Source organism: Streptomyces sp. NRRL WC-3618 (assembly GCF_001280005.1).
Taxonomy (GTDB): domain Bacteria; phylum Actinomycetota; class Actinomycetes; order Streptomycetales; family Streptomycetaceae; genus Streptomyces.
The window spans coordinates 23,156-46,152 of record NZ_LGDW01000130.1 but is presented as its reverse complement, the minus strand read 5'-3'; the positions used below and the strand labels follow the sequence as shown (position 1 = coordinate 46,152).

At 69.8% G+C, this 22,997-nt stretch carries 22 protein-coding genes; 13 read left to right on the top strand and 9 right to left on the bottom strand.

The genetic code is table 11. The features are described from left to right. Window positions 1-30 precede the first annotated feature (30 nt). Both ADL01_RS15600 and ADL01_RS15595 read right to left on the bottom strand, forming a co-directional pair. On the bottom strand, window positions 31-2,778 hold the full coding sequence (locus ADL01_RS15600) for a non-ribosomal peptide synthetase (protein ID WP_053742630.1): 2,748 nt from the start codon (window positions 2,776-2,778) through the stop codon (window positions 31-33). 586 nt (window positions 2,779-3,364) lie between these two features. Beyond that, window positions 3,365-4,033: a response regulator transcription factor gene (locus ADL01_RS15595; protein ID WP_324614606.1), complete on the bottom strand. Its 669-nt coding sequence runs from the start codon at window positions 4,031-4,033 to the stop codon at window positions 3,365-3,367. Between the two features lie 864 nt (window positions 4,034-4,897). Between ADL01_RS15595 and ADL01_RS15590 the strand changes: the two genes are divergently transcribed. From ADL01_RS15590 to ADL01_RS15560, 7 genes are all read left to right on the top strand, one after another. Further along, entirely contained in the window at window positions 4,898-5,689 is a 792-nt protein-coding gene (locus ADL01_RS15590; protein ID WP_053742587.1) for a HipA family kinase, read from the top strand. After that, entirely contained in the window at window positions 5,686-6,069 is a 384-nt protein-coding gene (locus ADL01_RS15585) for a DUF3037 domain-containing protein (RefSeq protein WP_053742586.1), read from the top strand. The genes ADL01_RS15590 and ADL01_RS15585 overlap by 4 nt, the downstream gene beginning before the upstream one ends. A 137-nt stretch (window positions 6,070-6,206) precedes the next feature. Continuing rightward, window positions 6,207-6,968, top strand: coding sequence for a 3-oxoacyl-ACP reductase FabG (gene fabG, locus ADL01_RS15580; protein WP_053742585.1), 762 nt, complete (start codon window positions 6,207-6,209; stop codon window positions 6,966-6,968). A gap of 17 nt (window positions 6,969-6,985) precedes the next feature. Then, on the top strand, window positions 6,986-7,744 hold the full coding sequence (locus tag ADL01_RS15575; RefSeq protein WP_053742584.1) for an SDR family oxidoreductase: 759 nt from the start codon (window positions 6,986-6,988) through the stop codon (window positions 7,742-7,744). A 325-nt stretch (window positions 7,745-8,069) separates the two neighbouring features. Continuing rightward, the gene (locus ADL01_RS15570; RefSeq protein ID WP_053742583.1) at window positions 8,070-9,650 is read left to right on the top strand and encodes an ABC transporter substrate-binding protein; all 1,581 of its coding nucleotides are present in this window, start codon (window positions 8,070-8,072) and stop codon (window positions 9,648-9,650) included. Window positions 9,651-9,814: 164 nt separating this feature from the next. Further along, complete coding sequence (ung, locus tag ADL01_RS15565; RefSeq protein WP_053742582.1) at window positions 9,815-10,498, top strand: uracil-DNA glycosylase; 684 nt, start codon at window positions 9,815-9,817, stop codon at window positions 10,496-10,498. Window positions 10,499-10,626: 128 nt separating this feature from the next. After that, complete coding sequence (locus tag ADL01_RS15560) at window positions 10,627-11,178, top strand: hypothetical protein (RefSeq protein ID WP_053742581.1); 552 nt, start codon at window positions 10,627-10,629, stop codon at window positions 11,176-11,178. Between the two features lie 72 nt (window positions 11,179-11,250). Here the strand turns inward: ADL01_RS15560 and ADL01_RS15555 are convergent, their stop codons facing one another. Together ADL01_RS15555 and ADL01_RS15550 are read right to left on the bottom strand one after the other, a co-directional pair. Beyond that, the gene (locus ADL01_RS15555; protein WP_053742629.1) at window positions 11,251-11,760 is read right to left on the bottom strand and encodes a hypothetical protein; all 510 of its coding nucleotides are present in this window, start codon (window positions 11,758-11,760) and stop codon (window positions 11,251-11,253) included. 337 nt (window positions 11,761-12,097) lie between these two features. After that, a complete protein-coding gene (locus tag ADL01_RS15550; protein WP_053742580.1) occupies window positions 12,098-12,616 on the bottom strand; it encodes a DinB family protein in 519 nt (172 codons plus the stop codon). Between the two features lie 137 nt (window positions 12,617-12,753). On the opposite strand from ADL01_RS15550, the gene ADL01_RS15545 reads away from it, so the two are divergent. Then, window positions 12,754-13,665, top strand: a complete 912-nt coding sequence (locus ADL01_RS15545) for a Gfo/Idh/MocA family protein (RefSeq protein WP_053742579.1) — start codon at window positions 12,754-12,756, stop codon at window positions 13,663-13,665. On the opposite strand, the gene lnt is transcribed toward ADL01_RS15545, so the two are convergent. Both lnt and ADL01_RS15535 read right to left on the bottom strand, forming a co-directional pair. Next, the gene (gene lnt / locus ADL01_RS15540; RefSeq protein ID WP_053742578.1) at window positions 13,583-15,157 is read right to left on the bottom strand and encodes an apolipoprotein N-acyltransferase; all 1,575 of its coding nucleotides are present in this window, start codon (window positions 15,155-15,157) and stop codon (window positions 13,583-13,585) included. The genes ADL01_RS15545 and lnt overlap by 83 nt on opposite strands. Before the next feature lie 201 nt (window positions 15,158-15,358). Further along, a complete protein-coding gene (locus ADL01_RS15535) occupies window positions 15,359-15,862 on the bottom strand; it encodes a nuclear transport factor 2 family protein (protein ID WP_053742577.1) in 504 nt (167 codons plus the stop codon). A gap of 162 nt (window positions 15,863-16,024) precedes the next feature. Between ADL01_RS15535 and ADL01_RS15530 the strand changes: the two genes are divergently transcribed. Then, window positions 16,025-16,390, top strand: coding sequence for a hypothetical protein (locus tag ADL01_RS15530; protein WP_053742576.1), 366 nt, complete (start codon window positions 16,025-16,027; stop codon window positions 16,388-16,390). 124 nt (window positions 16,391-16,514) lie between these two features. After that, complete coding sequence (locus tag ADL01_RS15525; RefSeq protein WP_053742575.1) at window positions 16,515-17,258, top strand: SDR family oxidoreductase; 744 nt, start codon at window positions 16,515-16,517, stop codon at window positions 17,256-17,258. A 33-nt stretch (window positions 17,259-17,291) separates the two neighbouring features. Here ADL01_RS15525 and ADL01_RS15520 read toward each other — a convergent pair whose 3' ends face one another. Continuing rightward, complete coding sequence (locus ADL01_RS15520; RefSeq protein WP_053742574.1) at window positions 17,292-17,471, bottom strand: hypothetical protein; 180 nt, start codon at window positions 17,469-17,471, stop codon at window positions 17,292-17,294. Between the two features lie 111 nt (window positions 17,472-17,582). Then, on the bottom strand, window positions 17,583-18,458 hold the full coding sequence (locus tag ADL01_RS15515; RefSeq protein ID WP_053742573.1) for an undecaprenyl-diphosphate phosphatase: 876 nt from the start codon (window positions 18,456-18,458) through the stop codon (window positions 17,583-17,585). 348 nt (window positions 18,459-18,806) lie between these two features. Here ADL01_RS15515 and ADL01_RS15510 point away from each other — a divergent pair, with 348 nt between their 5' ends. From ADL01_RS15510 to ADL01_RS15500, 3 genes are read left to right on the top strand one after another with little or no spacing between them, the layout of a single operon-like run. Beyond that, window positions 18,807-20,063: a Gfo/Idh/MocA family protein gene (locus ADL01_RS15510; protein ID WP_234354644.1), complete on the top strand. Its 1,257-nt coding sequence runs from the start codon at window positions 18,807-18,809 to the stop codon at window positions 20,061-20,063. Continuing rightward, the gene (locus ADL01_RS15505) at window positions 20,060-20,995 is read left to right on the top strand and encodes a PmoA family protein (protein WP_053742571.1); all 936 of its coding nucleotides are present in this window, start codon (window positions 20,060-20,062) and stop codon (window positions 20,993-20,995) included. Before ADL01_RS15510 ends, ADL01_RS15505 begins: the two co-directional genes overlap by 4 nt. After that, on the top strand, window positions 20,992-21,723 hold the full coding sequence (locus ADL01_RS15500; RefSeq protein WP_053742628.1) for a cupin domain-containing protein: 732 nt from the start codon (window positions 20,992-20,994) through the stop codon (window positions 21,721-21,723). The genes ADL01_RS15505 and ADL01_RS15500 overlap by 4 nt, the downstream gene beginning before the upstream one ends. 43 nt (window positions 21,724-21,766) lie before the next feature. Here ADL01_RS15500 and ADL01_RS15495 read toward each other — a convergent pair whose 3' ends face one another. After that, window positions 21,767-22,552 (bottom strand): TVP38/TMEM64 family protein, encoded by a 786-nt coding sequence (locus tag ADL01_RS15495; RefSeq protein WP_053742570.1) that lies wholly within the window; start codon window positions 22,550-22,552, stop codon window positions 21,767-21,769. Window positions 22,553-22,997 lie beyond the last annotated feature (445 nt).

Sequence of the window (22,997 nt, the reverse complement as noted above, 5' to 3'; positions counted from 1 at the left end):
CGTGTTCTCCTCAGTGGTCGGGTCGGGGTGTCAGCCGGCGTCACCGAGCGCGCGGTCGAGTTCCTTGCGCAGGATCGACTGGAAGACGGCCACATGGTTCGGGCCCATCAAGGTGTAGTGCTCGCCCGGCACGTCCAGGTAGCGGACGTCGGGGCAGTGCTCGTCCCACCGGCTCAGCTCGTTCTTCAGCCAGTCCTCCTTGGTGCCGCGCAGCGGTATCGCGTAGAAGACGGACATCGAACGCACCGAGCCGCCGGGCGCGTAGGTGCGGCCCAGGTCGGTGAGCCCGTCGGCGAGAGTGGCCCACGCGGTGAACTTCTCGAGGGTGAGGTCGAGTTCGGCGAGCCGGGCCTTCGGCGCGATGTCGATGAAGTGCGCGAGCTGCTCGTCCCGGGAGAGGTGGCGCAACTGCTCCGGCAGGTCGAGGGACTGCTTCTTGTCGATGAGCGCCAGGAAGAACGCCAGGTTGGCGGCGGTCTCGACGAAGTCCAGTTCGTTCATGCGGTACTTGATGTGCGGGGGCAGGTTGAAGCTGCCGACGAAGTCGACGCGCTCGCCCTGCGCTTCGAGGACCTTGGCGATCTCGAAGGCGACGGCGCCGCCGTAGGAGTAACCGGCGACGGCGTACGGGCCGTGCGGCTGCTTGGCACGGATCGCGTCGACGTAGGTGGAGACCATCTCCTCGAAGCTCTCGAAGGGCTTCTCGCCGGCGTTGAAGCCGCGCGCTCGCAGCGCGTAGAACGGCCGGTCGCCCACGAAGTACTTGGCGAGGTTGACGAAGACGAGGACCTCGCCGACGCCCGGGTGGACGCAGAACAGCGGCGTCTTGTCGCCGGCGACCTGCATCGGGACGATCGGGTCGTACGGCCGTACCGTCGCCGCGTCGTCGCCCAGCCGCGCCGCCAGTTCACGGACGGTGGGGGCCAGCAGCACGGTGATGATCTGGAGGTCGTGCGCGCCGAGCCGCTGGGCGACCATGCTGCGCAGCCGCAGGATGTCCAGCGACGTGCCGCCCAGGTCGAAGAAGTTGGCGGTGGCGCTGAGCTTCTCCGGGTCGGTGTCGAACATCTCGGCGTAGATCTGGGCGAGGGTCCGCTCGGTCTCGCCCTCGGGCGCGGTGTATCCGCCGAGCCGGCGCAGGACCAGGTCCGCGACGGACCGGGTGACCGGCTCGTAGGCGCCGCCCTCGAGCCGCCTGCGCATGAGGGAGCGCTGGATCTTGCCCAGGCTGGTCTTCGGGAAGGCGTCCTTGGGGAGCGGCAGGATCAGTGCGGGGCGGAAGCCCCAGTGCATCACGACACCGGAGCGCAACGCCGACAGCACCCGGTACAGGGCGAGTTCGTCGCCGTCCTCGGTCTCCGGGTGGAAGGCGACGACGAGCTGCTCGGTGTCGCTGCCCGGGGCGCGGGTCGGGAAGGCGGCGACGTAGGAGCGGGCGACGCCGTCCAGCTGCTCCAGCACCGTCTCGATGTCGTGGCTGAAGTAGTTGACGCCATTGACGATGATGCTGTCCTTGCTGCGGCCGACGAGGGTGAGCCGGCCCTCGTCGAGTCGGCCGAGGTCGCCACTGCGGAACCAGCCGTCGGCGGTGAAGGCGTCCCGCGTGGCCTGCTCGTTGTTGTAGTAGCCCGGGGTGATCATGGGCCCGGTGAGCTGGAGTTCCCCGACCTCGCCCTCGCCGAGCTCCCGGTCCTGCTCGTCGACGACGCGTAGGCGCAGGCCCTCGACGGGGGCGCCCAGGTTGGCGAACTCGTTGCCCTGGTCGAAGGCCGGGAACGCCTGGGAGTAGATGGAGCCGGCGCAGGTCTCCGTCATCCCGAAGGCGGGCCACAGGGCGTCGGGGCGCAGCCCGTGGGGCGCGAAGCGGTGAAGGAAGGTTTCCCCGGTGGTGCGGACCACTGCCTCGCCGCCGCTGATGATGTGGCGCAGCCGGGACAGGTCGACGGGCCCGGTCTCCTCGAGCCGGTCGGCGGACGCGTTCAGGAGGCCCAGCAGGAAGTTGGGGGTGAAGGTCATGGTGACGCCGTGCCGGGAGACCAGTCGCAGGAACTCCAGCGGCTCCCCGAGGATCACGGCGGCTTCGACGTGCAGTTGGACGGAGCCCGTGGACAGGGGCAGCAGGTGGCATTCCAGGAGGGCGGCCACGTGGTCGAAGGAGACCCAGTTGAGGGAGATGTCGTCGGGGCCGAGCCGGTGGTAGCCGTTCTTGGCGGCCATGGAGGCGAGCAGGTTGGCGTGGGTGAGCCGGACGGCCTTGGAGTTGCCGGTGGAGCCTGAGGTCAGTACCAGGAGCGCGGTGTCCTCCGGCGCGGCCACGTGGACCAGGTCGGCGGCTTCGGCGGCGTACAGGCCGGCCAGCGGGGTGATGCCGAGGCCCTCCATGGGCGGCAGTTCGGCCGCGAGCTCCTCGGTGGTGACGATCAGCGGCTGGTCGAGGAGCGCGTTGACATGGCCGAGCTGGGCGGCCCAGCGCTCGGGATCGCCGCCGAGAGGTGCCATCGGGACAGGGACGAAGCCGCCGAGCAGACAGGCCCAGAAGGCGGGCAGGAATTCGTGCGGGCGTTCCAGGAGCAGGACGACCTTGTCCTGCGGGGTGAGGCCCCGGCCGCGGAGGCCGGTGAGCACCCTGAGGGCCTCGTCGGCGAGTTCGGGATACGACTGGAACCGTGAGTCGCCGGAGTGGGTGCCACCCTGTTGGTAGAGGAGGCCGGACTCGGGGTGGTGTTCGGCGGCCCGCAGCAGGAGGTCCGCGATGCTCCGGGTCGATGAAATGCCCATGGTCATGTCAATGCCCTCTCTTGTCGCTCGCGAGGAAACGCGCGCCAGGAAGTGGCGGTCGCGCATCGGTGGTCGGGGAGGAACCGTCAGCGCGGCGTGTGTTCGGGGCCGGGCGGCGTTCCGTGAAGGCGGAATCCGCGGTGAACGAACGGCGCAACACGCGGCTCCCTGGTTCCCGGACACTGATGACTGAGTGGTCGACCGCGTCCCCGCCGCATCAGGAAAATCTGCGTACGGGCCCTTGACAACAAGCCTCTGTGAGGCCGGTCTCCGGTCGCAACAGACCTGGGCTCAGGGTTCTGTCAGGTTTCACAAATCGCGCGCGAGTATGTGGGCTCCGGCTCAGATCCATGTCAGATGAATGCCAGATCCGCAGGTCGGGCGGGGTCTGTCGGCGAAAGATCGACTGGACGACCGGACGGAGAACGGGGCGTGGGTGTCGCGGACGCAGCTCGGGGCGGAGCGGCACTTCGCTCGCCCCGCCCCGGCGGGATTTTCTGCTGCCTTTCTGTGGGCCGGGCGTCAGTTGTTTCCCGCCGCGGCGGATGAACGGAAAATACTGCACCTCGGGAGATCCATTCGGAATTCATCCGTTGCCGAGCCTGAACCCGACTCCTCGGATGTTGATGATCCAGTCACTGGCCCCCAGTTTGTTTCGCAGACTGCTGACATGTGTGTCGACAGTCCGCCGGGACCAGGAATCACCCCATACCTGCTGCATGAGTCGATTCCGTGGAATGACACTGCCCGGATGGGAGGCCAGTACATGCAGGAGATCGAATTCCTTACGGGTGACAATGACGGGTTTTCCGTAGAGGCTCACCTCACGGGAGCCGGCGTCGATTCTGAGCGGGCCGTGCGAAATGACGTCGACGGACCGGGGCGTGGGCCGGGCCCGTCGCATCACCGCCTGCATCCGGGCCATCAGTTCCCGGAACCCGTACGGCTTGACCATGTAGTCGTCCGCACCCGCCTGAAGGCCGAGGACCCGGTCCAGCTCGGTGCCGCGAGCGGTGAGGGCGATGATGGGAATGTCGGAGACGGTCCTGATGGCCCGGCAGACCTCCAGCCCGTCCAGGTCGGGCAGCTCCAGATCGATCAGGACGAGATCGGCGTGCCCGTACACCTGCAGCGCCGCCCCGCCTCGCTCGACCACGTCCACTTCGTGTCCATGGCGGCGTAAACCATGGAGCAGGGAATCCGCGTATCGGGCGTCGCCTTCGACCACGAGGACCCGCCATGCCTCGGTTGTCATTGCCGGCGGCATGACTGCCGTTCCGGCTCCCGAGGCGTTCCCTGCAATTGCCAGAACTGGCGGTTCCGGTGCACGACTCATCGTCCCCCCAAGACTCGTCTAGCTCTCAAGACCCCTGACGGAGCAGGTCACAGAACTCGGCGAGTCTAAAAACCCCTCCTTGCGACTGTCAAAGATCCATGGCGTAAACGAGCTATGCCGCGCGAGTCAACCGGAATTTCGTACTCCAATTGAGGATTCTTGTAGAACACCGGACGAACAGGAACGTCGCCTCGCCCGGATCTGGCCATTCCGGATGCCCCCAACCAGCGATTTGTCTGCCCTTGGCCGATCGTCCCGCGCAATGTGACGGGTGCGCGGGTGATCCAGGTGGGCTCCTCCCGGTATGGGGCCGAGGGGAATCGCACCGCACCCCCGCCGCTGGCCGAAATCGTGTGGTCAACGGCGTTGGGGGCGCTCGGGTTCTTCTGCGCGCTATGACCTTGTTCTCATCCGCCCGGCTTCGAGGAGAGATTCATTCCGGCTTCAGAAAGGCCGAAAAGGGGTGCGAACATCAATGTTCGCAGGGAACGCGGAGGTTCCCTCGTGCGAGGAATGCCAGAGAGGTCATCATTTCACCAGGCAATGGAATATTGCAAATCTTTTACCGCTGGCCGTGGAAGTCATTGTCAATCGTCATGTAGTCGCTCGCGCGGGCCGGGCGGGCGTGAGCCGGACGGTCGGGCCGCTCCCGGCGGGACCGCCGACATGAGGTCGCCGCGGCAGAGCAGTTCGTGCGGGCCGGGCGGAGCCGTGGGGCGATCACCCCTGGTTACTATGCTCACTTCGTGGATCGCAGGTTGAAGAGACGGGTGGCCTGGGGAAATGCTGAAAGAGGTCACCGCGACCCGCTACATCACACCGTTGCGGGAGGGCGGTTCGCTGCCGGGACTCGTCGAGGGCGACGATCTCGGCGCGTACGTCATGAAATTCACCGGCGCGGGACAGGGCCGCAAAACACTTGTCGCCGAGGTCGTCTGCGGTGAACTGGCGCGCAGGCTGGGGCTGCGGGTGCCGGGGCTGGTGACGCTCGCCCTCGATCCGGTGCTGGGTCTCGGTGAGCCCGACCAGGAGGTGCAGGGGCTGCTCAGGTCGAGCGGCGGCATCAACCTCGGCATGGCCTTCCTGTCGGGGGCGCTCGGCTTCGATCCCCTCGCGTTCGAGGTGAGTTCCGAGGACGCCGGACGGGTCGTGTGGTTCGACGCGCTCGTCAACAACGTCGACCGGTCCTGGCGCAACCCCAACCTGCTGATGTGGCAAGGCGACCTGTGGCTCATCGACCACGGCGCCACGATGATCTGGCATCACCACTGGCCCGGCGCCCACACCTCCGCCGCCAAGCCGTACGACGTCCGTGAGCATGCGCTCGCGCGGTTCGCCCCTGACATCGCCTCGGCCGCCGCGGAACTGGCCCCGCTGGTCACCGAGGAACTGCTCGCCGAGGTGACCGCCGAGATCCCCGACGAGTGGCTCGCGGACGAACCCGGTTTCGACTCGCCGGACGCGCTCCGGCGGGCCTACGCTCAGCCGCTTCTCGCGCGCGCCGCCGTCATCCACAAGCGTATCAAGGGCGTTGAGGGCAACGTGGGCATCAAGGGCATCGAGGGGGATAAGTGAGCGAGCGGGACGTCTTCGAGTACGCGCTGCTGCGGGTCGTACCCCGGATCGAACGAGGCGAGTGCTTCAACGCCGGCGTCCTGGTGTACTGCCGTGCCAAGTCCTTCGTGGCGGCGCGCACCCATCTGGACGAGAGCAAGCTGCTGGCACTGGACCCCCGGGCCGACGTGGTCGGTGTGCGGGCCGCGCTGCGTGCCGTCGAGGGGGTCTGCGCGGGCGGGAGCGCCGCAGGTCAGGCGGGGTCGGACGACGAGGGGCGACGCTTTCGCTGGCTGATCGCGCCGCGTTCGACGGTGGTCCAGCCAGGACCGGTGCACACGGGGCTCACCGTTGATCCGGGCGCCGAGCTGGAACGGCTGCTCGACCTGCTGGTCAGGTAATGGCTCACACCGCGGTGGCATGCGTTGACACCGGGTGCCAGGACTTCTAGCGTCACGGGTACTGAAGGTACTAAGCGGTCGCTCACCTGAGGGCGTACCGTGGGCCGCAGGCTTTTCAAGGGCGAGGAGAACCAGCAATGTCCACCACAGAGCAGCGGGTCGCCGTGGTCACTGGCGGTGCGCGCGGCATCGGCGCCGCCACCGCCGTACGACTGGCGGCGGAGGGCCGCGCCGTCGCGGTGATCGACCTCGACGAGGCCGCCTGCAAGGACACCGTGGAGAAGATCACCGCCGCCGGTGGCAAGGCGATCGCCGTCGGCTGCGACGTCTCCGACGAGGCCCAGGTCGCGGCCGCGGTGACGCGTATCGCCGAGGAGCTGGGCGGGCCCACGATCCTCGTCAACAACGCGGGCGTCCTGCGCGACAACCTGCTCTTCAAGATGAGCGTGTCCGACTGGGACACGGTCATGAACGTGCACCTGCGCGGCGCCTTCCTGATGTCGAGGGCCTGTCAGAAGTACATGGTGGACGCCAAGTTCGGCCGGATCGTCAACCTGTCCTCGTCCTCCGCCCAGGGCAACCGCGGCCAGGTCAACTACTCCGCCGCCAAGGCCGGACTCCAGGGCTTCACCAAGACCCTCGCCCTCGAACTCGGCAAGTTCGGCGTCACCGCGAACGCCGTCGCCCCCGGCTTCATCGCCACCGACATGACCGCCGCCACCGCCGAGCGCGTCGGCATGGGCTTCGAGGACTTCAAGGCCGCCGCCGCGACCCAGATCCCCGTGCAGCGTGTGGGCTACCCCGAGGACATCTCCAACGCCATCGCCTTCTTCACGGGCGAGGCCGCCGGATTCGTCTCCGGCCAGGTGCTGTACGTCGCCGGCGGACCGCTCGACTAGGACCGGGGGACACGAACATGACGACTGTGGAACTCTCGGGCAAGGTCGCCCTCATCACCGGCGCCAGCCGGGGCATCGGCTACGGCATCGCCGAGGCGCTGCTCGCGCGCGGTGACCGGGTGTGCATCACGGGACGCAACGAGGACGCGCTCAAGGAGGCCGTCGAGACACTCGGCGCCGACCGGGTCATCGGCGTGGCGGGCAAGGCCCACGACGAGGCCCACCAGGCCGTCGCCGTCGAGCGCACCCTGGAGGCCTTCGGGCGGGTCGACTTCCTCGTCAACAACGCCGGTACGAACCCGGTGTTCGGGCCGATCGCCGACCTCGACCTCAACGTGGCGCGCAAGGTCTTCGAGACCAACGTCGTCTCGGCGCTCGGCCTCGCCCAGAAGACCTGGCACGCGTGGCAGAAGGAGAACGGCGGCGCGATCGTGAACATCACGTCCGTCGCCGGCCTCTCGGCCTCGCCGTTCATCGGCGCGTACGGCATCAGCAAGGCCGCGATGGACAACTTGACCCTGCAGCTCGCGTACGAGTACGCGCCCGGGGTGCGGGTCAACTCCATCGCCCCGGCCGTCGTGAAGACGAAGTTCGCGCAGGCGCTCTACGAGGGCCGCGAAGAGGAGGCTGCCGCCGCCTACCCGCTCGGCCGGCTCGGCGTACCCTCCGACATCGGCGGCGCCGCCGCGTTCCTGACCTCGTCCCAGGCCGACTGGATCACCGGCCAGACCCTCGTGGTCGACGGCGGGATCTTCCTCAAGGCCGGCCACGGCTGAGTAACAGTATGGAAGGGTCGGGCGCTCGTCGGAAGACGGGCGCCCGCGTCTGTACTCGGGGGTAGCCAGGTTGTGGATTTGATGTGTGCTTCGCCAATTACCGGAAGATCCGTGGCGAAACCCCCTTATGTCGACCGCTGCAAAGTCATGCGTGTCAGCCGACAGAAAAAGCTTCTGTGTCGACGTCCGAGGTCACACGGTCCACGGGCCGTGTTGCTGGATACGCGCTGATCAAGAGGCCTTCCGGAAGCTGGACCACCCGGCGGGGCACTGCGGTATGGTCTGCCGACCGTTGGCTTGGTATAGCAGATCGAGGAGCGTGCGCGTGTTCAACCGGAACCGGGGCCTGCGGCAGTTGGCGGTGGCCGCGTCCATATCCATGGTCGCCGGATGCGGAGTCTTCTCCTCCGACTCCTCCAACGACGGGAAGCCGATCGTGGTGGGGACGACCAGTGAGCCCAGCACTCTGGACCCGGCGGCCTCCTGGGACAACTCGTGGGAGTTGTTCCGTAACGTGCACCAGACGCTGCTGAACTTCGACACCGGTGGCTCCGAGCCCAAGCCCGACGCTGCCAAGAGCTGCGCGTTCACCGACAGCTCGAGCACGGTCTACAGCTGTGAGCTGCGCGAGGGCCTGAAGTTCTCGGACGGACATGTGCTGGACGCGAAGGCCGTCAAGTACTCCATCGACCGGATCCGGACGATCAACGTCAACGGTGGCCCCGCTGGTCTGCTGACCAGCCTCGACCGGATCGAGGTGAAGGGCGACCGCGGGCTCGTCTTCCATCTGAACCAGGCCGACGCGACCTTCCCCTTCGTGCTCTCCACACCCGCCATGTCGATCGTGGACCCCGAGGAGTACCCCGCGAAGTCCCTCCGCCAGGACGGCAAGGTCAACGGCTCCGGGCCGTACATCCTGGAGTCCTACAAGGAGGGCGACAGGGCCGTACTCGTCCGGAACGACCGCTACAAGGGCATCGCGGACCTCAGGAACGACGCCGTCACCATCCGCTACTTCAAGAAGTCGTCCGAGGAGGCCGACGCCCTCCGCGCCAAGAAGATCGACATCATCTACCGCGGTCTCAGTGCCGACGACATCGTCGACATCGAGGACAACGAGAAGAAGGAGGGTCTCCAGCTCATCGAGAACGCCACCACCGAGATCAGCTACCTCGTCTTCAACCCCAAGGACCCGTGGTCCAGCAAGCGCTCGGTCCGCAGGGCGATCGCCCAGATCGTCGACCGTCCGGCGCTCGCCCACAACATCTACCGGGACACCGTCGAACCGCTGTACTCCATGATCCCCAAGGGACTGGTCGGCCACACGACGGGCTTCTTCGACAACTTCGGGAATCCAAGTACCTCCAAGGCCAAGCAGATCCTCCTGGAGGACGGCATCACCCAGCGGGTCCCGCTCACCCTCTGGTACACGAGCGACCGCTACGGCTCCCAGACCAAGCCGGCCTTCGAGGAACTGAAGCGACAGCTGGAGGACTCCGGCCTGTTCACCGTCAAGCTCCAGAGCCGCCCGTGGAAGACCTACGTGGACGGCTACCGGAAGGGCGAGTACCCGGTGTTCGGTCGCGGCTGGTTCCCCGACTTCCCCGACGCCGACAACTTCATCGCCCCCTTCGTGGGCGAGCAGAACGCGCTCGGTACGCCGTACACGTCGCCCGAGATCACCGGCCAGCTGCTGCCCGAGTCACGCCGGGAGAGCGACCGGGGGGCCGTCGGCGAGGAGTTCAAGGAGGCCCAGCAGATCCTCCTCGACGACGCCCGCCTGCTGCCGCTGTGGCAGGGCAAGCAGCATGTGGCGGCGAACCAGGACATCGGCGGTGCCGAGGTGTCCATCGACCCGGCGACGATGATGGTCATGTGGGAGCTGTACTGGAAGACCAGCTGGTAGCGGAGCTCATGGCAGGCGCACGGCACATGGTGTAAGGCACATGGCGCACGGCGGGGGCGGGCGTCCAAAACGGCTGTCAGTGACCCGTTCCCGGCGACTGTTGTCAGTGGGCGCCGGTAGGTTCTTCGGTGAGTGGAACACACCGCACATCGGAGGAAGTTCACGTGACCGACATCGCCATGCTGCCCGAGTCCTGGCGCGGCGTCCTGGGTGACGAGCTGCAGCAGCCCTACTTCAAGGAGCTGACCGAGTTCGTCGAGGAGGAGCGGGCGAAGGGTCCTGTCTTTCCTCCGCGCGACGAGGTGTTCGCCGCGCTCGACGCGACGCCCTACGACAAGGTGAAGGTCCTGATCCTCGGGCAGGACCCCTACCACGGCGAAGGGCAGGGCCACGGCCTGTGCTTCTCGGTCCGGCCCGGGGTGAAGATCCCGCCCTCGCTCCGCAACATCTACAAGGAGATGAAGGAGGAGCTGGGCACGCCCGTCCCCGACAACGGTTACCTGATGCCGTGGGCCGAGCAGGGCGTGTTGCTGCTCAACGCGGTGCTCACGGTCCGCTCCGGCGAGGCCAACTCGCACAAGGGGAAGGGCTGGGAGAGGTTCACGGACGCGGTCATCCGCTCCGTCGCCGACCGTCCCGACCCGGCGGTCTTCGTCCTGTGGGGCAACTACGCGCAGAAGAAGCTCCCGCTGATCGACGAGGAGCGGCATGTGGTGGTGAAGGGGGCGCACCCCTCGCCGCTCTCGGCGAAGAAGTTCTTCGGCTCGCGCCCGTTCACACAGATCAACGAGGCGGTGGCCGGCCAGGGACACGAGCCGATCGACTGGACCATCCCCGACCTGGGCTGAACCGGGAGCGGTGAGCGCCGGCGCGGGGCCGGTCCGGTGCCGTACCGGCCCGCCTGACCGGGATTGTCGGTGCCTGCCGTTAGCGTCGGGAGGGACAGTGGGCACAGCGGACAGTGTGGAGGGGCGCGGTGGCGGAGCGGCAGGAACAGGTGACGCCGGAGGCCATGATGACCCGGATCGGACAGGCCGTCATGCTGCATCACGGCGGTGACCGCGAGGAGGCCCGGGACCGCTTCCTCGGCCTGTGGGCTGAGATCGGCGAGGACGGCGACCCGTTGCACCGCTGCACGCTGGCGCACTACATGGCCGACACCCAGGACGATCCTTCGGACGAACTGGCGTGGGATCTGAGGGCGTTGTCGGCGGCGGAGGAACTGTCGGACGAACGCGTCGCGGAGGTCGTCCAGCACGAGGGGGCGCTCGCGGTGCGAGCCCTGTATCCCTCGCTGCATCTGAACCTCGCCGCCGACTACGAGAAGCTGGCCCGCCCCGACGCCGCCCGCACCCACCTCCGCATCGCCCGCGGCACGTCCGACGCCCTCGGCGACGACGGCTACGGCGACGGGGTCAGAGCGGCCATCGGGCGGCTGGAGTCGCGCCTGGGGGAGGGGGAGCGGTCCAGGGGACCGGACGGCGGCTCGGAGGGGGACTCCTGGGGTCCGCCGAGGCAGCGGCCCTAAGGGCCTGTCGTCACATTCCCGTCGTCCGCCCGGAGGGCAGGCAGGCGGGCATGTGACGACCAGCCCTGGACTTCAACGCCCGTACGCCTCCTTGCAGATGACTGCCTGGGGGCTGTCCTTGCCCCAGCCGCCGTACTTTCTGCCGAGGGCGCACACGTCCGTGTTCTCGCGTACCGGGCGGGACACCTCGGGAATCTCGACGCGCGGCGGGGTGGGGCGGCGCTCCGGCTTCGGCGGGCGCTGCTTCGGCTTCGTCCGGCGTGGCGGCGGCGGAGGTGCCGGAGCGGCGGCCGGCGGGGGCTCGGGCGCGACGGCCGCCGGACGCTGCCGCTCCACCGGGGCCTGCGGTGCCCGCTGGACCTGCGTGCGCCTGCGCTCGGGGCCGATGAGCGCCAGTGCCTCCCGGGCGGGCGCCTGCACGATCTGCGGTTCGGCCCGGACGTCCGGGCGGGGCGCCGTCGGCTGCGACGGTGCCGGCGGGAGCGGGCCGGGCGCGGACGGGTGCTGGACCGTGACGCAGCCGGAGAGAGCCGTGACAGCCACGGTGACCAGAAGCGTTGCGGTGGTCGTCGTTCGATGCACCCGCGCAACTCTGCTGGTTCCGCTGCGTTCGCAGACCGTGGACGAGCGCAGGATGCCCCACACGGGTGATCTCCGGCCCCTTACGGAGGGTGCGCGGCGACCTCTGCTGACGGCTACCACCGCCCCGAGGCGCGCGGTCCCGCAGGCGCGGATGGGCGCGGGTGCGTTTGCGGGTGCGGCCCGGTGGGGGCTTGGCGCGCAGTTCCCCGCGCCCCTGGAGGGACGCCCCCCCCGCTGCGGGCATGCGTGCCGCTAGGGGCGGCACGGGTGGGCGCAGCGGCGCCCGTTCAGCGCCGGGTTGCGCGACTCCGCCCCCGCCCAGCCGCACCTCCGAGCCTCAGTAGCCGGTCGCTCCGTCGACCCGCTCGCGGAGCAGGTCGGCGTGGCCGTTGTGGCGGGCGTACTCCTCGATCATGTGGGTGTAGATCCAGCGCAGGTTGAACGGCTCGTCACTGTGCCTGCCCCTGCCCTTCGAGAGGTCGTCGAGACCGAAGTCGGCGGCATTGCGCCGAGCGATCCCGATCTCGGCCTGCCAGGTGCCGTGCGCCTCCTCCCAGGTGTCCGCCCCGGTCAGATGGAACTCGCCGTCCGGGTCCTCCTCGGTGAAGTAGATCGGGCCTGGGCTCTCGTCCATGAGGACCGTGCGGAACCAGTGGCGCTCGACCTCCGCCATGTGCCGTACCAGGCCCATCAGAGAGAGCTCGGACGGTTCGACCGAGGCGGTCCTGAGCTGGGCGTCCGTCAGGCCCTCGCACTTCCACGCCAGGGTCTGCCGGTGGTAGTCCAGCCAGCCCTCCAGCATGGTGCGCTCGTCGGCGTTCTGGGCGGGTTCACTGCGCGGTGCCTGCGTCGTCATGCGGACATGGTCGCCTACCGAGACCCGTCCCCACCATGTGTTTTCCCCGGGTCCGGCCGCCCTGCGAGGCGTCCGGCGGCCGTATGCTTCCGGCATGCCCCCGGCAGGCAACCCAGGCAACCTCTGAAGGAGACCCCGTGAAGGTCGGCTGCATCGGACTCGGCGACATCGCGCAGAAGGCGTATCTGCCGGTGCTGGGCACGCGGCCCGGGGTCGAACTGCATCTGCACACGCGGACCCCCGCGACGCTCACCCGGGTCGCCGACGGCCTGCGCCTGCCTGCCGGCCAGCGGCACGCCGACCTCGACGGGCTCATCACCCAGGGCCTCGACGCGGCCTTCGTGCACGCGCCCACCCTCGTGCACCCGGAGATCGTGACCAGGCTGCTGGAGGCGGGCGTACCGACGTTCGTCGACAAGCCGCTCGCGTACGAACTCGCCGTATCGGAGCGGCTCGTGAAGCTGGCGGAGGAACGTGCCGTCTCGCTCGCCGTCGGGTTCAACCGGCGCTTCGCGCCCGGGTACGCGCAGTGCGCCGACCATCCGCGCGAGCTGATCCTGATGCAGAAGAACCGCATCGGACTGCCCGAGGAACCCCGCGCGATGATCCTCGACGACTTCATCCACGTCGTGGACACTCTCCGGTTCCTGGTGCCGGGCCCGGTCGACGACGTGACCGTGCGGGCCCGCACCGAGGGCGGGCTGCTGCACCACGTGGTGCTCCAGCTCGCCGGGGACGGTTTCACCGCGCTCGGGGTGATGAACCGGCTCAGCGGTTCCGCCGAGGAGATCCTCGAAGTGTCCGGGCAGGACACCAAGCGTCAGGTGATCAACCTCGCCGAGGTGATCGACCACAAGGGGCAGCCGTCCGTACGGCGGCGCGGTGACTGGGTGCCGGTGGCCCGGCAGCGCGGTATCGAACAGGCCGTGCTCGCCTTCCTTGACGCCGTGCGCGCCGGCAAGGTGCTCAGCGCCCGGGACGCACTGGCGACCCATGAACTGTGCGAACGGGTGGTACGAGCGGTGGGGGAGCGGACCGGCGCCGCCTGAACAGGCCCACCCCCTCGACGGCACCCAGGACGACAAGGACGACCACCGCCGCGTGCACCGGCCAGTCGCCGAAGCGGACGTACGGCGTGACACCCCGGGCCAGCGGTACGTCGTACACCGCCGAGGTGCTCGCACCGGTGCCGAGCCAGGAGCCGACGCGCTCGCCGCTCGGGCCGTAGACGGCGGAGACGCCGGTCAGCGTGGCGTGCACCATGGGCCGGCCGGTCTCGGCCGCGCGCAGGGCCGCGATCGAGGCGTGCTGCTCGGGCGCCCAGCTGTGCTGGAACGACGAGGTCGAGGACTGTGCGACGAGCAACTGGGCGCCGTCCTGCGCGAGATGGCGGCTCATGTCCGGGAACGCGGACTCGAAGCAGACCATGGGCCCGATGCGCAGCCCATGCCCGACGTCCATCACCACCTGCTTGCTGCCGCGCCTGCGGTCCTCGCCCGCCGCCTTGCCGACGGAGGTCGCCCAGCCCAGCAGCGAACGCGCCGGAATGTACTCACCGAAGGGCACGAGCCGCATCTTGTCGTACCGGTCACCGGTGGGGCCGTCCGGCCCGACCAGCACCGAACTCTTGTAGATACCGGGCCGGGCGGAGCGCCTGGCGTCCACGTTGACAAGGATGTCGGTCCCCGTCGTGCGGGAGAGCGATGCGAGCCGTTTCGCCAGGTCGGGGCGGCCGGCGAGGTCGTAGCCGACGCTGCTCTCGCCCCAGACGACCAGATCGACGTCCTGGCCGGCCAGCCGGCGGGTGAGCGCCTCCTCGAGCGCGAACCGTTTCTCCGCGCTGCCGGCCCCGTCGACGACGCCCGGCTGCACGACGGCGATCCGCACCCGGCCGTCGGCCTCCGGACGAGGTGACCACACCCAGGACGCGGACGTCACGGCGGCGGTGGCGACGAGCCCGGCCACGGCCGGCAGCCGGGACTCGCGCACCGCGATCAGGACGGCGACCGCCACGTTCACGGCGACCACCAGGAAGCTGAGCAGCCACACCCCGCCGACCGAGGCCAGCCGCAGCGCGGGCGGCACCTGCCACTGGCTGGATCCGATCATGCCCCAGGGCCCGCCGAGCCCCTGCCACGAGCGGACCAGCTCGACCATGAGCCATCCCGACGGCAGCACGACGAGCCCGGCGGCGATCCGCCCGGCCGAGGCGCGGCCCGCCAGGAACCGGTGGACGAGCAGACCCCAGGGCGCCCACAACGCGCCCAGCAGCGCCGCGAGGACGAAGATGAACACATGCAGGCTGGGCAGCAGCCAGTGATGCACCGCCACCATGAACCCGAGGCCGCCGAACCAGCCGTCGTACGCTGCCCGTTTGCCGGTCGGCGCGGACCGGACGAGCAGGATCCAGGGCACGAGAGCGACGTAGGCGAACCACCACAGCGCCGGTGCCGGGAACGCGAACATCGGCAGGGCACCGGCCAGCGCGGCGACGAGGGAACGCCGCCAGGGGGAAACGATCCAGTGGCCGGGCAGTTTCATACGATGCCTCCTACCAGTCGCTTCCCCGGGATCACCCGCTCAACCACCCAGTCGGTCACCCCTTCGGAAATCCAGTGTGCGTGCTGGAGACGATCACGGACCAGCAGGACTCCGGCCAGGAGCGGCGGATTCCTCATACGGCGTACGGCGGCCGGTCAGGGCGTGAGAAAAAGTCAGGGAAGGAGCGGGGAGAGGAGGCGGTCAGTCGAGCGGCCGGTGGGCGGCGGCGCCCGGGGCGGGCTCCGGCATGCGACGCCACTTCTCCTGTACGACCACCTCGCGCAACCGCCAGCCGTCCCCCGTACGGACCAGTCCGAAGGCGTACCGGCCGCCGCACACGAAGTCGGGTGCGGTGGACCCGGATTCGCCGTTGTGGTCCGCGAGACGCATGGGGTTGACGTAGTCCGCCTGGACGCGGGCCGTGTCGCCGGTGTCCTGCTCCAGGATGCCGAAGCCGACCCGGCGGTTGACGATCAGATGCTGCCGCATGGGGAAGAGTTCCATGCTCTGCCTGAGCCACCCGGCGACCTGCCGGGCGTCCCCCTCGATCCCGCCGGCCGAACGGTAGTCCGCCCGCCCGTCCGGTGCGAACAGTTCCACGTAGGTCTCCCAGTCACCGTCGTCCACGGCCACCGCGTACGCGGTGACGAGTCCGTCGAGGGAGAGCCGGTCCATCACGGTCGCGAGCTCCACACGCTGCGTCATCGGCTCAGTGTTGGGCACCGGGCGGGCGGAGCCAAGGGACATGCGGATATTCGGAGGCCCATGGGCGTGTCCGACTCCCCAGCGGGTCGCGTGAATGATCGGACAGTCGTCTCGTCGTAGACTCTCCCGCCGGTGGTTGACGCTGTCTCGGGGGGCGTACATATGGAAAGACCGGACGACCGCATCGCATCCGTTCTGCGCTTCGCCGCGGAACTCGTCGCGTGGGTGGCCACCCCATGGGCGCTGTCCTTGTACTCGTGGCCGCTGGCCGTCCTGTCCTTGGTGGTACTGATCGGACTGCCGACCGTTTTCTCGACTCCGGGCGACAAGAATCAGGTGATCGTCCCTGTCCCGGGCACGGTCACGATTCTGCTGGTGCTGCTCCAGCTCGCTGCCGCGGTGATCGCCGCGTGGTGGGTATGGCCCGTCTACGCGGCGGTCCTCGTGTCTGTCCTGGTGGCCGCCAGCCTCGTCGCGGAACGCCATCGGTGGCGGTGGCTGCTTTCCCTGGACCGGCACACCGGCTGAATGCCCTGACCGACTGACTGTCGCGAGTGCTGCCCTGCTCGTACGGGCCGGTGAACCGGAGCGTACGAGCAGGGCTGTTGCCGGTGGGGTGGGTGTGGAACAACGAGACACGGAGGTGAGCCCTATGAGCGGGACGTCAGTCACGGTGGTCACGGGTGGCAGTCGGGGGATCGGTGCCGCGACCTGTCTGCGGCTCGCCGCGGACGGTCACGACGTCGCGGTGGGGTACGTACGGGACGCCCGGGCCGCCGAGTCGGTCGCGGCGGGGGTGCGGGAGGTGGGGGCGCGGTGTGTGACCGTGCGGGTGGACACCTCGGTCGAGGCGGAGGTGGACCGGCTGTTCGACACGGTGGAGGAGCGGCTCGGGCCGGTCACGGGGCTGGTGAACAACGCCGGGGTGACCGGCCCGTTGGGCAGGCTCGTCGACACGGATCCCGGTGATCTGCGACGCGTGATGGAGGTCAACCTGCTGGGTACGCTGCTGTGTTCGCGCCGCGCCGCGCGGGCGATGACGGCTCGGGGGAGCGGTGTGATCGTGAACGTGTCCTCGGCGGCGGCCACCCTCGGCAGTCCCGGCGAGTATGTCCACTACGCGGCGACCAAGGCGGCGATCGACGCCCTGACCGTGGGCCTGGCGAAGGAACTCGGTCCGGACGGTATCCGCGTCAACGCGGTGGCTCCGGGCATCATCGACACCGAGATGCACGCCACGATGGGCGACCCGGGCCGGGCGGAACGCGCGGCCCCGACGATTCCGCTCCGCAGGCCGGGGCTGGCGGAGGAAGTCGCGGCCGCCGTCGCCTGGTTGATGTCCGGCGAGGCCTCCTACGCCACGGGCGCGGTGCTGCGGGTGGCGGGCGGGCGATGACGCCCGCGGGGCGCTCCCGGGGGGGCCTCCTGGTCAGGCGGCCTCGATGATCTCGCCGCGTATCGCCGCGGCCCACTTGACCACCAGCAGTTCGTACTCCTCCCGCTCCTGAGCCGAGAGGGAGCCGCCCGCGCGGAGCCAGAGTGCGCGGATCTGCTCGTTCAACGCGGCGGCAGACCGCACGGAACCAGGGGTCAGGGAATCGGGGGACATGCGTATCAGCGTAGGGGCAGGGACTGACAGTGCGCTACCGGCTGGCTACTCAACCGGTATGCGGTTGGTCACGGTCGCCGGACCGTGACCGTGACCGCGACTCCGCCCGCGTCAGCCCGACGACTCCGCCGCGTGCGGGCTCAGCGCGCCCGTCGCCACCAGGGCGATGATCACGATGCCGAGGGCGATGCGGTAGTAGACGAACGGCATGAACGACTTGGTCGAGATGAACTTCATGAACCAGGCAATTACGGCATATCCGACCGCGAAGGCGATCACCGTCGCGAACGCCGTCGGGCCCCAGGAGACATGGCCGCCCTCCGACGCGTCCTTGAGTTCGAACACGCCCGAGGCGAGCACGGCCGGCATGGCCAGCAGGAAGGAGTAACGGGCCGCCGCCTCGCGGGTGTAGCCCATGAACAGGCCGCCACTGATGGTCGCTCCGGAGCGCGAGACGCCGGGGACCAGGGCCATCGCCTGGCACACGCCGTAGATCAGACCGTCCCGTACGCCCAGGTCCTTGAGGCCCTTGCGCTCCCTGGCCGCCCGGTGCTTCCCGCCAGTCTCGTCACGCGCCGCGAGCCGGTCGGCGACACCGATGACGACGCCCATGACGATCAGCATCGTCGCGGTGATCCGCAGATCCCTGAACGGCCCCTCGATCTGGTCCTTGAGCGTGACACCGAGGACGCCGATCGGAATCGAGCCGACGATCACCAGCCAGCCCATCTGGGCGTCGTGGTCGCTGCGCATCGACTTGTTGATGAGCGAGCGGAACCATGCGGAAAGGATCCGCCCGACGTCCTTGCGGAAGTAGATCAGCACCGCCGCTTCCGTACCCAGCTGCGTGATCGCGGTGAAGGCCGCACCCGGGTCCTTCCAGCCGGAGAACGCGGCCGTCAGGCGCAGATGCGCGCTGGAGGAGACGGGGAGGAACTCGGTCAGCCCCTGGACGAGTCCGAGGATGAGGGATTCAAACCAAGACATGAAGTTACGTGGTCCAAGCGCTGATCGTGGGAGGGCCGACGGACACACCGGGCCGCCGTGCGCGAAGCGAAGGTCGGCCAGGATCAGGTGTGTTGGGGGCAGCCTAGCCGCCGCCGGCGGCGGGTCGAGCACAGGGGCCGGGGTCAAGGGGTGGTAAAGGGTGGGGTTCTCCGGATTGGCCGCCCCCAGCATCCGGCCTGCGGACAGCCCCCGACGCGGTGTTGACCGACCGCTCGGACGGAACATACTTTGCGAGGTGAGGGAAAGCGCTTGCTGCCCCCGGAGGGTCCGGCGTCATCGCGTTGGCCCACGTCAGACATCGCGTCCGATGGAGTGCTGATCACGCACATGACCACACCCGCACCCAGCCCCGGCACCTCCCCGGCCGCCCCGGGGAGCCCTCCTGCGGCCGACCCCGCTTCCCGGACCTCGGCCGCCCCGCTCCCCGCGCTCACCGGACGTCGTATCCGGGCCGCCGTCATCGGGGCGGGCGCCATCGGGCGCGGGTCACACATGCCGGCGCTCGCCCGACTGGCCGACGAGGGGGAGACGGAGGTCGTCGCCGCCGTCGACATCAACGCCGACGCGGTGAAGGCGTTCTGCACCGAGAGCGGGATTCCGCACGCCTACACCGACCTGGAGCAGATGCTCCGGGAGCAGCGGCCCGACCTGGTCACCATCTGTACGCCGCCCACCCTGCACCGCGAGCAGACCGTGGCCGCGCTGCGCGCCGGCGCCTGGGTGTGGTGCGAGAAGCCGCCGGTGCCGACGCTCGCCGACTTCGACGCCATCGAGGCCGAGGAGGGGCTCGGAGGCGGCCCGTACGCCTCGATCGTCTTCCAGCACCGCTTCGGCTCCGCCTCCACCCACGTACGGCGGCTGCTCGCCGAGGGGGCCCTGGGCCGGCCGCTCGTGGCGCACTGCCAGACCACCTGGTACCGCGACACCGCCTACTACGCCGTGCCCTGGCGCGGGCGTTGGCAGACCGAGGGCGGCGGGCCCGCCATGGGGCACGGTATCCACCAGATGGATCTGCTGCTGGATCTGCTCGGGCCCTGGAGCGAGGTGCGGGGCATGGCCGGACGGCTCGTCCACGACGTCGAGACCGAGGACGTCTCCACCGCCCTCGTCCGGTTCGCGAACGGCGCGCTGGCGACCGTGGTCAACAGCGTGCTCAGCCCCGACGAGGTCAGCCGGATCCGCATCGACTGCGAGCGCGCCACCGTCGAACTCACCCACCTGTACGGGCACTCCAACGCCGACTGGACGATCACCCCGGCCCCGGACGTGCCGGCGGCGGAGGTGGCCGCCTGGCGTGACTTCGGGGCGGACGTGCCGAGTTCGCACCTCGCGCAGCTGCGGGAGTTGGTCGCCAGCATGCGCGCCGGTGAACGGCCGCGCAGCAGCGGGGCGGACGGGCGGACCAGCCTGGAACTGATCACCGCCCTGTACAAGTCCGCCTTCACGGACACGACCGTCAGGGCCGGCGACATCGGCCCCGGCGACCCCTACTACGCCGCGCTGCACGGCGGCGCGCCCGGCTGGGCGCCCGCGATCGACGACGATGGCGACATGTCCGGTTCCACCGAGGAGGCGTCCGCGTGACCACGTCCGAGGACCTGCGCATCGTCCACGCGCACGGCGACCGCATCACCGTGACCGAACCGGTCACCGGGGTCGAGCTGTTCAGTTACGTGTACGGGGCGGAGGCGGCCTGGGAGGCGCCGAAGCCGTATCTGCACCCGATGCGGACGCTCGCCGGAAACGTTGTCACCGACTACCGTCCCAACGACCACCGCTGGCACAAGGGCCTCCAGCTGACGGCCTCGCACCTGTCGGGGGCGAACCTGTGGGGCGGCAACACCTATGTGCACGGCGAGGGGTATCTCGCCCTCCCCGAGCGCGTCGGCTCGATGGCCCACGTCGGCTTCGACGAAGTCGCCTCGGACGCGGGCCGGGTCGTCATCGCGGAGCGGCTCACCTGGCACCCGTACAGCGGGGAGCTGTGGGCGGACGAGGCGCGGCGGGTCGAGGTGCACGACGTCGATCCGGCGGCCGGGTCCTGGGCGCTGACCTGGACGAGCGCGATCACCAACCGGCGTGACGAGCCGCTGCTCTTCGGCAGCCCGACCACCGCCGGGCGCGAGGCCGCGGGCTACACCGGCCTGTTCTGGCGCGGCCCGCGCGCCTTCCGGGACGGGCGGGTCCTCGGCCCCGACTCCGAGGGGCCGGGGCTGATGGGCGAGCAGGCGCCGTGGCTGGCGTACTCCGGCGAGTTCGACGGCGCCGACGGCCACGCCACGCTGGTCTTCGCACACGCGCCCGAGAACGACCACCTGGGAGCCGAGGGCGCGCACCCCGCCCACTGGTTCGTGCGCAACGAGCCGTTCGCCGCCGTCGCCCCCTCCTGGGCCTTCTACGACGAGCTGGAGCTGGCGCCCGGCGACACGCTCACGCGCCGCTACCGGGTCGTCGTCGCCGACGGGGTGTGGGAGCGCGAGGGTGTCGCCAAGTACCTGGAGGCCCACCCGTGGTGAACACGACACCTGACGGGGCGGCCTTCGCCGGGCTGCCCGGTGGCGTCGCCGTCTCGCACCTGTCCGTCTACGACTGGCCGACCGACGACGGGGTGTGCGGCGGAACTCCCCATATGCATCTGACCTGTTCGGAGGCGTACGTCGTCACGGGCGGCCGAGGCGCGGTCCAGACGCTCACGACGTCCGGGTACGAACAGACGCCGCTCGCGCCCGGAACGGTCGCCTGGTTCACGCCGGGCACGATCCACCGGCTGGTCAACGAGGACGAACTGCGCATCACCGTCCTCATGCAGAACAGCGGCCTGCCGGAGGCGGGGGACGCCGTGCTGACGCTGCCGCCGAAGTACCTGACCGACCCGCAGACGTACGCCGCCGCGACCGTGATCCCGGCCGACGCGCCCGTCGCCGAGCAGGAGCGGGTCGCGCGGGCCCGGCGCGACCTCGCCCTCGAGGGGTACCGGGCACTGCGGGACGCCGAGGGGCCGCAGGCGCTGGCCGCCTTCCACGAGGCGGCGGCCGCTCTCGTACGGCCCCGCCTGGCCGACTGGCGTGAGCGCTGGCGGCGCGGCGCCGAGGCGGCGGCCGGCGCGACGGGCGAGCAGCTCGACCGGCTGGAGCGGGGCGACACGTCCCACCTCGCGGACGCCGTCGTACGGGCCGAACAGCCTTCGGCCCACGGGAAGTTCGGGATGTGCGGGCGGCTGGACGTGTACCGGGGCACCCCCTAGGGAGGCTCTCCGGGCGAGGCCTACACGCCCGCCGGGCCCGGTGTCAGTGCCCGCGCAGATGGTGCCGCTTGCGCCAGGCCACCACGGCGCCCACCACGGCCGGTACGGCGATGAAGGCCATCGCGATCAGGAAGGCGGGCGACGTCGGCGACGAGGCGCGGGCGCCCGCGACGACGTACGCGGCGGTGTTCGGGACGGATCCGAGTGCCGTCGCGAGCAGGAACGGCAGCCAGCGCATGCGGGAGACGGCGGCGCAGTAGTTGGCGGCCCAGAAGGGCACCCCGGGGAACAGTCTCGCCGCCATCATCGAGCGGAAGCCGTGCCGGCTGAGCTGGCCGTCCGCCGCCTGGAGCCAGCGGGCCCGCAGCAGCGGCCGCAGGGCGTCCTGGCCGAGGACGCGGCCCAGACCGAAGGCGAGTCCGGCGCCCAGGACCGTGCCCGCGAGTGCCGAGACGAGGCCCGTCTGGGATCCGAACAGCGCGCCCGCCGCGAGGTTCAGCAGCGGGCGCGGCACGAACGCCACGGTGCACAGTCCGTACGCCGCCCCGAAGAGCACCGCCGCCGCTGCGCCGCCGACCTGGGGTGGCCAGCCGTCGGCGAGGAGCCGCTGGGGTTCGAAGAGCAGGACGCAGGACGCGGCGGCGCCGAGCAGCAGTACCAGGAGCGAGAGCCGCGACCACGGCGAGAGCAGTGCTCTCGTGCAGCGCGCGGCGAGGCCGCCGGCCGGGGCGACGACGATCACGGCCGGCGAGGGCGGGGAGAGCTCCGAGGCGATGGCCTGGGGAGTGGCCGTGGCGGTGCCCCCAGAGCGGGTGGTGGCATCGAGCATTCGGCGAGATTATCCGAGGAGTATGTGTGATCGCCGTACGGTTGGTCTCAACGGTGGAACAACCAGGGGAACTCCCGGCGCGCCGGGTGACACGTGCCCCCACACCCTGCGCAAACACCACACCGTGACATGCGCCACTGAGGCCGGCCCTCCCGCCCTCGTTCCCCCCGGAAAACCATTCGACGTGCGGTGACGCGTCGGCGATGATCGGCCTCATGTTCCGGTACGCCTTCCTCCTCGCAGCGTCCGCAGTCGCGGATGCCCCGAAGGCTGCCGTCCCGATCCTCGTGGCCGCAGTCGACGGCGCCCGAAGCTGACCCTTCCCGGATCGTCCGGCGGACCCCGTAGGGGGAGGGTCGGCGAACTTCCTCGGGGTCCCCGTCCCGGCCGCGTTCTGTGCGCCGGGACCTTCACTCAGTACCGCTGAAGAGGCTTCGAGGTACCG